The organism is Bacillus sp. R86525, from assembly GCF_042466195.1.
GTDB classification, from domain to species: Bacteria; Bacillota; Bacilli; order Bacillales; family Bacillaceae_G; genus Bacillus_A; species Bacillus_A nitratireducens.
Genome location: NZ_JAXHPX010000010.1, coordinates 33726 through 45937, shown reverse-complemented (window position 1 = coordinate 45937; position 12212 = coordinate 33726). Strand labels below are relative to the sequence as shown.

Genomic DNA, 12212 nt, shown 5'->3' with positions numbered 1-12212 from the left:
TCTAACACGTTAACAGTCAAGATAATGCTATCAAGGTAATAAGTGTATAAACCCTATATTTTACCTAGTTTGTTCATTTTGTTTATAGAGGGGGCATTTAAATGCGTGGTAGGAAAGAAAAAAAATACGTAAATACAATTCATTAAGTCCTTTCGCATTCCTTCATATGTCGGATCAGGTACTCAATACTTACATTGCATTAGGAGTAATGGGAACGATTTTAATCGGAGCAGTCATGTTAGAAAAATACTTGGTGCGACATGACTATATATCAGCAGCTAAATTTGTAAGTGAAGGTATTTATCACGGAACGCGAATTGGTGGAGTTTGCTTGATTGGATATGTATTTGTTCGTATCGTAATCATGTTTTAAGGAAGGAAGGGAGTAATGGGGATTATAAAGGAGTGGCTTCGTACGCAAAGGTTAAGGAATCAGCTTATGGAGGTGTTCGGAAAAGCAGGTTTATATACGGAACATCAAACACGCGGGGGGAAAGTATCTATTTATCCAAAGGTACATACTGTTTCTTCCTCAGCAGAAAGTGTGAGATATGTGTTTACCATACCAAACGGTTTAGATCCACAGAAGATTGAAAAGAAGTGGTTTTGTTTCCAGCAAATATTAGGACGAAATATTACGATTGAAGGTGATGTAAAAAAATTTGTCCTACATGTATTTCGTTCAAATGCTGGACTAAAATCGTACAATTATTGTTATAAAGAATGGAAGCCACTATTAAAAGATTACCGTTTACCTGTTGTGGTCGGCAGGGACCAATTCGGAAAAATGATAGCGTACGATATGATTGATTCCAATTCACCGCACTTATTAATTGCAGGAGAAACGGGAAGCGGGAAAAGTAGTATGGTACGTGTTGTATTATCCACACTTATTCAATATATGTCTCCTGAAAAGTTACATTTGTACCTTGGTGACTTAAAAAACTCTGAATTTCATTTTTTGCGTAGAGTGAATCATGTAAAAGAAGTTTGTATGGAAGAAATCGAAATGAAAATAATGCTTCAAAAGTTATGGAAGGAAATCAGAGAACGAAGAAAACTTATGGAAGAATATGAAGTTGATCATATTGATGCGTACAACAAAATAAATCCTAATTATCAAAAACCATATATTCTACTTGCTATTGATGAAGTGGCTATGCTTAAAGATGAAAAAGAGTGTATGTCTACGATTGAAAAGATTTCAGCAGTCGGGCGATCACTTGGAGTTTTTCTTTTGCTTAGTATGCAGAGGCCAGATGCCAAGGTGTTAGATGGTAAGTTAAAACTTAATATGACTGTAAGGATGGGCTTTAAATGTGATAGTGTAATTAATAGTAATATTATGGGTACTCCTGGTTCAGAGTATTTAGAGCAATCTGGCCAAATGATTTTTAAACGAAATGGATTAAAGAAAGCGCAAGCTCCTTATTTAGAATTAAGTAAGGCGAAAAAAATTGTTGAACCATATCGCATGTCTAAAGAGGAGAAGATGCTCAAGAATTCATCGCAAGAAGAAATTCCGTTATTTGGGGTGTTAGATGATGAAGAGTAGAGATAAAGGAATTCTGAATGATTTGAAGCAATTTAGATGCATGTCCCGAGACGATATTATTGACTTGCATTTTCAAGGCTTAAAGAATGCGATAACCTGCTGTAATACGGTTATGAAACGATTAAGAAGAGACGGTCATGTTGATGCTAACGTATTGCAGCACCCATACATTTATTTTCCGCAGCCAAGTTCTATCAGAAAGACAAGTCAAAAAATTCCTCATTTCCTTGGTATTGTGCACGTATACAAACAACTCGTTCATTATGAAAATCCTAAACTATTCAAAGTTGAACCAAAGTATGGGAAAGAATATATGGAGCCGGATGCTTTTACTATATGGCGTAGATCACCATTCTTTATTGAAGTTCAAAAGTCAGTGTACAGTAAAAAAATAATGCAAGATAAGATAAACAGATACGAGTTATACTTCCATAGCCAAGAATGGCACAATGAATCCTGGCAACCGAAAGGTTCTAAATTCTTTCCTTCAATCCTTATCATTACCGACAAACATTACGACGTTCAATCTCATCATTTACGTATATTTCAGGCGAATTCTATAGAAAGTTTTATGAATAATTTAGCTGTGAAATCATAAAGAAAGCCTGCATAGTGCAGAGCTTTTTTTCTTTCAATAATGTATTAAGTCATGTGTGATAATCGTTAAAAGGCAATAAATGTGAAGAGTGAATTTGAAGCAAGTTATGAAATAGTAAAAAAATGAAGAAAGTAATTGTTTAAATAATTTTTAATGGTTAAGCGAATATCTCATTTATAAACATTGATATAGGTAATTTTGTTATCTTTCGAAAATGTAATGTTGACGTAATGTTTTTGAATTTCTCTTCAAATGAACACAGATTAAGATTACAGTATCATAGAAATCAATGAGGTGAACAATATGAAAAAATATATGGCACTTTTAAGCCTTTTAGTTGTATTTGCAAGTTTACTAGTTGGATGTGATATCAATCGTATGGGTAAAGATGAATATTACGTTCAAATTACAATGGATGGAAAAGAGGGAGTTTCAAAATCTATGGATGGTAAAGTGATGGGAAAGGAGTATGCATATACATTATCGGGTTTTGATAAGGAAGGTAAAGAAAAAGAGTTAGAATTTATGGCACAAAAGAATCTTCGTAAAGAAGCATTCCTACGTGTATATCACTCAGAGAAAAAAGGTGTAACAGCTTGGGAGGAAGTGCAGGAAGACGAGCTCCCTAAGAAAGCAAAAGAAAAACTAGGTGTGAAATAATCAGTTATTTGTGATGGTGGATTCTCCTACGTAGAGGGTTCGCCGTTTTTTATCGTTTTAGCCAAGAAGACTCCTTCCTCAAGGAACGCGAAGTGAGTAGGTGGGAGATGAATTGGCTTCGGACAAGGGATGGCAGAAAGCCATCTTAATTGTTCGACATACATAAACTGTTACTTCACTACCCACCGAATGTATGTTTGTTGTATGATAGAACTATATCGAAATGGGGGTGAAATGAATGATGATCAATAAAGCATATAAATTTCGTATCTATCCAAATAAATCACAAGCGACACTAATCAATAAAACGATTGGTTGTTCTCGTTTTGTATTCAATCACTTCCTATCCCTATGGGATCAAGCATATAAAGAAGCAGGAAAAGGTTTGACATATGGTACATGCTCTGCCAAACTTCCTGCCTTGAAGAAAGAGTTTGTTTGGCTAAAAGAAGTGGATAGTATTGCGGTTCAGTCGTCTGTTCGCAACCTTGCGGATGCTTATATACGCTTTTTCAAAAAACAAAACAGTGCCCCGCGTTTCAAATCTAAGAAGAACAACGTACAATCTTACACCACAAAACAAACAAATGAAAACATTGCCGTTGTAGGAAACAAAATAAAATTGCAAAAACTAGGTCTTGTTCGATTTGCCAAAAGTCGTGAAGTAAAGGGACGTATTTTAAATGCTACAGTGAGACAGAACCCTTCTGGTAGATACTTTGTGTCATTGTTAGTGGAAACAGAAGTGCAAGAACTTCCGAAAACAAATTCTTACATTGGAATTGATGTGGGACTAAAAGATTTCGCCATTTTGTCCGATGGAACAACCTATAAAAATCCGAAGTTTTTTCGATCATTAGAAGAGAAGTTGGCAAAAGCACAGCGTATTCTTTCTAGAAGAACGAGAGGATCTTCTCGCTGGAATAAACAACGAGTAAAAGTAGCTAGAATTCATGAATACATGACGAACGCTAGAAAAGATTATTTGGACAAAATCTCGACTAAAATCATCAAAAACCACGATGTTATTGGTATAGAGGATTTGCAAGTGTCGAATATGTTAAAGAATCATAAGTTAGCAAAAGCGATTAGTGAGGTATCATGGTCACAATTTCGAACAATGTTGGAATACAAAGCAAAATGGTATGGCAAACAAGTCATTGTCGTATCGAAAACATTTGCTTCAAGCCAATTATGTTCTTGTTGTGGATATCAAAACAAGGACGTTAAAAATCTAAACCTACGTAAATGGAACTGCCCTTCTTGTCGTACACACCATGATAGGGATATTAACGCAAGTATCAATCTAAAGAATGAAGCGATAAGGCTTCTAACCGCAAGGACTGCGGGGTTAGCCTAATAAATTAGAGTTCGATAGAACTCTTTACTTAGGAATCCCCCTCTTCTAAACAAAGTGAAAGTGGGGGTAGTTCAATATATGTTATGTTTTAGTTTTTTATATAAAGCATATTGAAAAGATAGGGTAAATCTTCTGGAATGATATCTCCAAAATTAATAACTTGTACGATAACCTCTCAATCATCACTAAATCCATTCATATCAACAAGTTGTCCCACATATCACTTTGTATCAATATCTTTTAAAGTACGCTAAAAAATGCCCTTTATCTTATCGTATCTTTATCTTATCTTTATCTTATCTTTACCTTATCTTTAAATTTTTATATTAAACTTAAAACCTTAAAGTATTGATGTTTGAGTCTAAAAAAGTGCGGGAGATAGATGTTCATTACATAGTTTGTAAATAACCAATTATCTTTGGAAAATTGAATTTCTTATACGAGGAGTAATATATGAAGGATATAAGTAAAAACCAAATTATAAAAGTGTTCCTTATTAGTATTTTAGGTTTAGGAACAATACTTGGAATGCTATATTTTAATCATAAAACCAATATTCAACAAAATAAAGCGCTAGCCACAGAAAAACGTGTATTGCAATATGAGTCTACCTTGAAAAAAGAATTAGAAAAATATAATTTAGGAGAAAAAACAGCACTTTTATTAGGAATTATGTATCAAGAGAGTAGAGGTGAGGGAAACGATCCTATGCAGTCTTCTGAATCACTTGGATTAAAGCCAAATGAAATTCAAGAGACAAGCTTGAGCATTGAACAAGGGGTAAAGCACTTTGCTAAAATGTACAAGTATGGAACGGACAAGGATGTTAGCATGGATACAATTATTCAAAGCTATAATATGGGACCAGGGTATATTGATTTTATTGCTAGTCAAGAAGTTAAACAACACTCGGAAGATTCGGCTAAAAAGTTTTCTAAGATGAAAGTTGATCAAAATCCAGCGATGTACACTTGTGGTGGAAATCAAAATAATTTTAGGTATCCATATTGTTATGGTGATTTCACATATGCATCAAAGGTGAATGAAAAAACAAAACTTATTGAAGAACGTCTTCGAAATGTACATGACTCTTCTAAATAAGCTGTGGAATTAAATATAATGATACCGTCAGCTTTTAATAATAATATCTAAGAAAAAAACTAGTTTTTTCTTAATTCACATAATTTTCGAAATTAAAATCTATGGATGTTAATATTTGTTATATAATGTATTTGTCAAAGCATTACCCCTGTAGTTTCTATGATGAATCTGTAAGATAGTTTGTTTGCCCCATATATTCATCTTAAACTAAAAAGAACTTGTAGAGATTCCTACAGGTTCTTTTTGTTTTAAGGGTTATATGTGGATTTAAAATATAATTACAATTTTTTGAGGGGGAAAAAGTACATGCTTGTAAAAGCAGAAAGATTATTAATACGGAAATTTGAGTTTAAAGATTGGCAAGCTGTCCATGAGTATACATCAGATATCAATGTTATGGAATACATACCTGAAGGGGTTTTTACTGAAGAAGATACAAGGAACTTTGTGAATGAAAACATTGGTAAGAACGCTAAGAACTTTCCTGTGGTATTAATAGATGAAGATATCCTAATTGGTCATATAGTTTTTCATAAATATTTTGGTGAGCATACTTATGAGATTGGTTGGGTGTTCAATTCAAAATACTTCAATAAAGGATATGCTTCTGAAGCAGCACAAGCTACATTAAAATATGGCTTTAAGGAAATGAAATTACATAGGATAATAGCTACATGTCAGCCACAAAATATCCCCTCATATCGAGTGATGGAGAAGATTGGAATGAGAAGAGAAGGCTATTTCAGGAAGTGTATACCACATGGGAATGAATGGTGGGATGAATATTATTACGCTATTTTAGAAGAAGAGTAGTGTCTCAGAACGCATTATTTAAATTGAAACTCCTATCCCTAAAGAGGCAAGTTGACTAACGTTAGTAGGATTCTTGCTACCAAAGGCGAAGTCCATTTCTACTATCGCTTACGTGTAAGACCGTGGTGTCCCATTACCACTCTCGTGATTGCCCCTATGGGTTCTTAAAAAATAGAATATTAGAAATATATTATGGTGAAATGTGTATAACTATAAATTATTAAATAGATTGGAGAATACTAGAATGAAAGTACAATTACTAAGAATAGGGATATTGGCTTGCTTCATGATATTTTGTTGGTCCTATGAAGATGTCTCTGCTGCATCTACGTGTGAGCCATATGGTGAAATTAAGCCGAACCAAAATCCCTCTCGTCAGCACATAAATTGCCTACTAACGAACGCAGCATTAAAAGAAAATGTTCCTCCTGAAGTTGTAAAAGCAGTAGCTACACAAGAAAGTGGATGGAAACAATTTGATGGAAACGGCCAGCCAATCATAGCGCAAGATGGTGGAATTGGGATTATGCAAATTACCAATCAACCTCAGTTCGATCAACAAAAGTTAAAATATGATATTAATTATAATATTGAAGCAGGTGTTAAAGTTCTTCGTAGTATGTATCAGCGAACAGATCTACCAAAGGTAAAAGCTGCTGGACAAGAAGTAATCGAAAACTGGTACTTCTCTGTTATGGCTTATAATGGAACAAAACCTGCAAACAGTCCTTTGTACAAAGCTACCGGTCAAAAAAATTTAAATGCTTACCAAGAAAAAGTGTTTTCTATTCTAGAACAATACAGTTTTTTAAATGATACAAAATTGGGGCAGTTTCCTTTCAGTACAGCAGATTTCGAATATGATCCTAACATGAGCACAAATATTGTATTTAAAAAGAAGGAGTATATACTAACAAATCTACATTCTTCTACCTATTACCTAAAAACAGGTGATCAAGTACTTGTAACAAGAGAAGGAGTAAATTTAAGATCTAAACCTACTTCCGCTTCAAGTGGGAAAACGTTAAGTAAAAATACGAACTTGATTATTCAAGGAAACGCTGCATATGATGAATCTGTAGATAGTAGCAATCAGTTTGTATGGTATCCAGTTAAAACGGCAGATCAAAAACTAGTAGGTTATATTTCTTCTGCATATATTATGAAAAAAGTATAATTTTAAATCAAACGGTGAAGATAATCACTGATAAAGATATGGTAGTGATGGAAACAGAGCAAACTGAAACATTAATAGATTATAAAATTAAGGGAAGAAGCAAGAAAATTGCTTCTTCTTTTCATATACACATGGAATGAAGTAGACGGTTCTGTTGCAAAGTTTTTTACAGATAGAAAGTTAGGATGGTGTATATATGTTTACTCAATAGACGGCGTTCGTTTAGCGATGAAATCACAAGGACAAACTTTATTCTATCACTATAGTCCACGCGGTGATGTAGTAGCGATGACAGACTCGATTGGGTAAGTTAGTGCGAATTACGAATATGATGCATGGGGTAATCTTCAGAAATACTTATCTCTGATGCGGTCGTGAGTCGTCTCTCAATAGATTGATCGTTACTACTTACTCTAATATACTAAAAATTTATTTTATAATTCATGATCTAGTCTAATAGGGGCACGGCAACATACACATCAACTTAAGAAGTACCCCGAAATGAAAAAATGAGCTTTTTTGTTACAAGTTAGCACAAACTTTCGTTCTGGGGGTACTATAAAATTGTAGCTTGATGGAGATTTGACGTTACCCCTATAAAGGTATGGTTTTCGTACTTTTAAATACAATTATGTCACTTAAGTAATGTGAGCGTCGCTGCTATTACATTGTCGACAAATGAACGTTGGGGGCGAGATTTCATCATAACCGTTAGACCGATTAACGATACAATCAGTGCCTGTGCCAAAGACTTTGCATCTGTGTTGACTTCCAGTTCACCTGATTGGATTCCTCGTTCGATCGTCTCCTGAAAAATGACGGCGAGGTACATTTGATGTTCTCTGGTCAAAATTTCAAATCTCTCATCATGAGGTGCTAGTTCAACCATTGTATTGATACAAAAACAACCTTTACTAAGATCCCCTGCGTATTCTTCATTGACGACATCGGCAAAGAAAATAGAAAATGCCTCTTTTACAGAGGAGTGACTTTGAAGCCTATTTCGTATATCAGAGGCCCGAGACATTGTATACCTGCGAAGTGCGGCTTCAAACAATTCTTTCTTATCTCCAAAAGCCGAATAAATACTAGGGCGTTGAATGCCCATTCTAGAAGTAAGATCACTTAATGAGGTAGCCTCATATCCCTTCTCCCAAAATAACTGCATTGCTGCATCTAAAACTTGATCCTCATCAAATTCACGGGTTCTTGCCATTAAGAATTCTCCTCCTCAAACTTTGATTTTATTAATTGTTTTAGGATAGGTGTGTAGGTAATTACAATTGTTTTTTTATTACCAAACAGTATGTAATTATTATATAATTAGCCATTATTCATGTCAAATCAAGCTCCATTTAGTTAATGCAACATTAACTTTAGTGTAAAAAAATCGTTGACATCATAAATAAGGCTAAGTTATATTTACCAGTAACCATATTGTACTGAACGGTATGTTATGGTTAAAAATCTAATGTGATTGGAGGTTAAGGTATGTGCAAAACAGAGACAAATATAGAAGATGATCCACTCTACACTAAGATAAGTCATAAATCTTCCATAACAAAACCTAATTTGAATCAACACCTATCCATGTCTCACGCTTTGGCATTATTGTTTGCGACTGCCTGTGGAATGTCTGTTGCCAATATTTACTTTGCACAGCCGTTGCTTGATCAACTATCTAATGAGTTTAGTATTAATCATTCCATTATTGGTGTTGTTATTACCGTTACACAAATTTTTTATGGAGTGGGCTTACTGCTACTCGTACCGCTTGGAGATTTGCTAAACCAGCGACGTCTAATTGTCGGTCAGATGCTATTATCTACAACAGCTCTGGTTATAGTTGGTACTGCTTCCTCCAGCATGGTACTTTTCGCAGGTATGGCTTTGGTGGGTCTGCTTGCAGTTGTGACACAGACTCTCGTGGCGTTTGCAGCGACCATCGCTTCCCCTACAGAAAGAGGACGTGTTGTTGGCATTGTAACAAGTGGGATAGTTATTGGCATACTTCTCGCACGTACTTTTGCTGGTATATTAACAGATGTTGCGGGATGGCGTTCTGTATATCTATTTTCTGCAGCGCTCATGCTTTTGATGGTTTTTATGTTTATAAAGATGTTGCCCAATGTTGAGCGCGAGGTAAAATCGCTATCCTATCCTCAGTTGATTAGATCGGTGCTTGCTTTGTTTATTCAAGAACGAACGTTACGCGTTCGCTCCGTTCTAGCCATGCTGATTTTTGCTGATTTCAGCATTTTGTGGACTTCACTAGTACTGCCACTTAGTACACCGCCAATTGCTCTATCTCATAGTGCAATTGGCGCATTCGGTCTTGTAGGTGTGGCTGGAGCCTTGGCTGCGGCACGGGCAGGAAAATTGGCCGATCAAGGTTACGGACAACGAACGACAGGCATTGCTTTAGCTCTATTATTGATTTCATGGTTGTTCATCAGCTATATAGAGCAGTCATTAATCGCATTAGTGATAGGGATAGTTCTACTTGATTTGGCCGTACAAGCAATACATGTCACGAATCAAACCATGATTCTTCCATTGCATACAGAAGCACGGAGTCGACTTACTGCTGGATATATGGTGTTTTATTCTATCGGCAGTGCTGGTGGTTCAATTGCGTCGACTCAAATATACGCACACTTTGGCTGGGGAGGGGTTTCCTTACTCGGAGCCTCTGTCAGTGCTTTAGCTCTTCTTTTTTGGGCTATGACCAGACGGGTTAAGATTTTATGAAGTAAACGTGTGTTAGCCAATATGAGAAACACGTTACTACCATAAAGGAAATGATTAATTTTTTTGACTTAAAATCTAATTGGACTAGGAGAGATAACAAATGGAAATAGGTATTACGTCTTTTGTAGAAACGAAACCGGATGTTCATAGTGGTGAAGTGATAAGTCACGCACAGCGATTACGTGAAGTTGTTGAAGAAATCGTTCTTGCTGATCAGGTAGGACTTGATGTGTTTGGTGTTGGTGAGCACCATAGGAAGGATTATGCAGCATCCTCTCCAGCGATGGTTCTATCAGCGGCGGCGCCACAAACGAAAAAGATACGGCTCGCGAGTGCTGTAACCGTACTTTCTTCAGCTGATCCTGTGCGCGTTTTTCAGGATTTTTCTACACTGGATGGCATTTCAAATGGACGCGCAGAGATTATGGCGGGTCGTGGTTCCTTTATCGAATCTTTTCCATTGTTTGGCTATAACTTGAAAGACTATGAAGAACTGTTTGAAGAACATTTGGACCTACTGCTCAAAATACGTCAGTCCGAAAAAGTGACTTGGGAAGGCGGACATAGACCAGCAATCAATAATTTAGGTGTGTATCCAAGACCTGTTCAAAATCCTTTACCGATATGGGTTGGTAGCGGTGGGAATCAGGAATCTGCTATCCGTGCCGGTTTTCTGGGATTACCACTTATGCTGGCGATTATTGGTGGTAGCCCAATGCACTTTGCACGAATTGTACAGCTATATAAGAAAGCAGCGGCTCACGCTGGTCATGATGTATCAAAGCTTCAGGTGGGATCTCATTCAATTGGATTTGTTGGAGAGAATACGGAATTGGCAGCAGATACATTTTTCCCTTCCACTCAGGCAGGCATGAATAAACTTGGTAAAGAGCGGGGGTGGCCTTATTATGATCGTTCCAGCTTTGATGTTGCACGAAGTTTTGAAGGGGCGTTGTATGTTGGTGATCCAGATACAGTCGCCGAAAAAATCATTCATCTTCGTAAGCATGTAGGGATTACACGCTTTATGATGTATGTACCATTAAGTACCATGCCACATGATCAAGTCATGCGTGCCATAGAATTGCTTGGAACAGAAGTTGCTCCTCGTGTAAGAGAGGAAATTGCCAAATGGGAAGCTGAAGGAGAACAAGAGACACATCTATTCCGTTAATTATTCCATAAGGATTACATCAAGTTTCATTATTTAACTGGAGGAATTTATATGAAAATTGACAGTCGAGTATTACCAGAATTAAAACAGGCTTTCTCACAATTTCCAGGCTTTCAATTAGAGGGGGATTTAGAGACGAGTCGAAGTCTCTTGTCGAATCCACATTTGGAAAAATCAGAGCTTGTAAACATGACCAGGCGAATGATTCCTGGCGCAGCCGGCGAGATGTTAGTTAAAATTTACGAACCCGTTGAGAAAAATCTTGATAAACTTCCAGCTATGCTGTGGATTCACGGTGGTGGATACGTAATGGGCCACCCTGATATGGACGATGTTTTGTGTGAACGCTTTGTTCAGACTGCTGAATGCGTTGTTGTGTCTGTCGATTATCGACTTGCGCCTGAACATCCTTATCCAGCGGCTATTGAAGATTGTTATGCAGGCTTGGTTTGGATGACAAATGAGGCAGACTCGCTTGGAATTGATGTGAATCGAGTTGCGATCGCCGGTGCAAGTGGAGGCGGTGGACTAACAGCAGCGCTTGCGTTAATGGCTCGTGATAAAGGAGGTCCATCTATTATTTTTCAGATGCCGCTGTATCCGATGCTTGATAGCCACAACATAACACCATCAAGCTATGAGATTATAGAAGACAACGCAACATGGAATAGATCAAACAATTTAACGGCTTGGAATATGTACTTGGGAAAGAAGAACGATACTAACGAACCATCTCCCTATGCCGTACCTTCGAGAGCAGACAACTTAGCAGGACTACCGCCAACTTATACATGTGTAGGTCAACTCGATTTATTCCGAGATGAAATTATTGAATATGTAACACGACTTGCACAAGCAGGAGTAGATGTTGAATTTCATCTCTACCCTGGCTGCTTCCATTGCTTTGAAGTACTTGTGCCTGAAGCCGAAGTGAGTCAGCGTGCCAGTCAGAATTATTTTGATGCGATGGCACGGGCGCTTCATCCATAACTTATCTTAATTCAGTCATCGGGGTGTTCAACT

13 protein-coding genes and 1 pseudogene are annotated in these 12212 nt (G+C 36.8%); 12 read left to right on the top strand and 2 right to left on the bottom strand.

What is annotated here, in order from left to right; genetic code table 11:
* Positions 1-124: 124 nt before the first annotated feature.
* The 5 genes from SJY24_RS30440 (at position 125) to tnpB (ending at position 4173) form a co-directional block, all read left to right on the top strand.
* A complete protein-coding gene (locus SJY24_RS30440) occupies positions 125-373 on the top strand; it encodes a hypothetical protein (RefSeq protein WP_377867634.1) in 249 nt (82 codons plus the stop codon).
* A 15-nt stretch (positions 374-388) separates the two neighbouring features.
* A complete protein-coding gene (locus SJY24_RS30435; protein WP_377867375.1) occupies positions 389-1555 on the top strand; it encodes an FtsK/SpoIIIE domain-containing protein in 1167 nt (388 codons plus the stop codon).
* A gap of 22 nt (positions 1556-1577) precedes the next feature.
* On the top strand, positions 1578-2153 hold the full coding sequence (locus SJY24_RS30430; protein ID WP_377867632.1) for a replication-relaxation family protein: 576 nt from the start codon (positions 1578-1580) through the stop codon (positions 2151-2153).
* A 303-nt stretch (positions 2154-2456) separates the two neighbouring features.
* Positions 2457-2813, top strand: a complete 357-nt coding sequence (locus SJY24_RS30425; RefSeq protein WP_377867374.1) for a YxeA family protein — start codon at positions 2457-2459, stop codon at positions 2811-2813.
* A 238-nt stretch (positions 2814-3051) separates the two neighbouring features.
* Complete coding sequence (tnpB, locus tag SJY24_RS30420) at positions 3052-4173, top strand: IS200/IS605 family element RNA-guided endonuclease TnpB (RefSeq protein ID WP_377867373.1); 1122 nt, start codon at positions 3052-3054, stop codon at positions 4171-4173.
* Between the two features lie 100 nt (positions 4174-4273).
* Here the strand turns inward: tnpB and SJY24_RS30415 are convergent.
* Positions 4274-4393, bottom strand: a pseudogene (locus SJY24_RS30415) (vancomycin resistance histidine kinase VanS); the annotation flags it as partial.
* Between the two features lie 233 nt (positions 4394-4626).
* Between SJY24_RS30415 and SJY24_RS30410 the strand changes: the two are divergent.
* From SJY24_RS30410 to SJY24_RS30395, 4 genes are all read left to right on the top strand, one after another.
* A complete protein-coding gene (locus tag SJY24_RS30410) occupies positions 4627-5274 on the top strand; it encodes a lysozyme family protein (protein WP_377867372.1) in 648 nt (215 codons plus the stop codon).
* 306 nt (positions 5275-5580) lie between these two features.
* Positions 5581-6087, top strand: a complete 507-nt coding sequence (locus SJY24_RS30405) for a GNAT family N-acetyltransferase (RefSeq protein ID WP_377867371.1) — start codon at positions 5581-5583, stop codon at positions 6085-6087.
* Positions 6088-6331: 244 nt separating this feature from the next.
* Entirely contained in the window at positions 6332-7264 is a 933-nt protein-coding gene (locus SJY24_RS30400) for a transglycosylase SLT domain-containing protein (RefSeq protein WP_377867370.1), read from the top strand.
* A 108-nt stretch (positions 7265-7372) separates the two neighbouring features.
* On the top strand, positions 7373-7573 hold the full coding sequence (locus SJY24_RS30395; protein ID WP_377867650.1) for a hypothetical protein: 201 nt from the start codon (positions 7373-7375) through the stop codon (positions 7571-7573).
* Positions 7574-7898: 325 nt separating this feature from the next.
* Here the strand turns inward: SJY24_RS30395 and SJY24_RS30390 are convergent, their stop codons facing one another.
* Complete coding sequence (locus tag SJY24_RS30390; protein ID WP_048543769.1) at positions 7899-8480, bottom strand: TetR/AcrR family transcriptional regulator; 582 nt, start codon at positions 8478-8480, stop codon at positions 7899-7901.
* Between the two features lie 275 nt (positions 8481-8755).
* On the opposite strand from SJY24_RS30390, the gene SJY24_RS30385 reads away from it, so the two are divergent.
* From SJY24_RS30385 to SJY24_RS30375, 3 genes are all read left to right on the top strand, one after another.
* Positions 8756-10015, top strand: coding sequence for an MFS transporter (locus tag SJY24_RS30385; protein WP_377867369.1), 1260 nt, complete (start codon positions 8756-8758; stop codon positions 10013-10015).
* Positions 10016-10115: 100 nt separating this feature from the next.
* Positions 10116-11189 (top strand): LLM class flavin-dependent oxidoreductase, encoded by a 1074-nt coding sequence (locus SJY24_RS30380; RefSeq protein WP_377867368.1) that lies wholly within the window; start codon positions 10116-10118, stop codon positions 11187-11189.
* Positions 11190-11240: 51 nt separating this feature from the next.
* Positions 11241-12179, top strand: coding sequence for an alpha/beta hydrolase (locus SJY24_RS30375; RefSeq protein WP_098501551.1), 939 nt, complete (start codon positions 11241-11243; stop codon positions 12177-12179).
* Positions 12180-12212 lie beyond the last annotated feature (33 nt).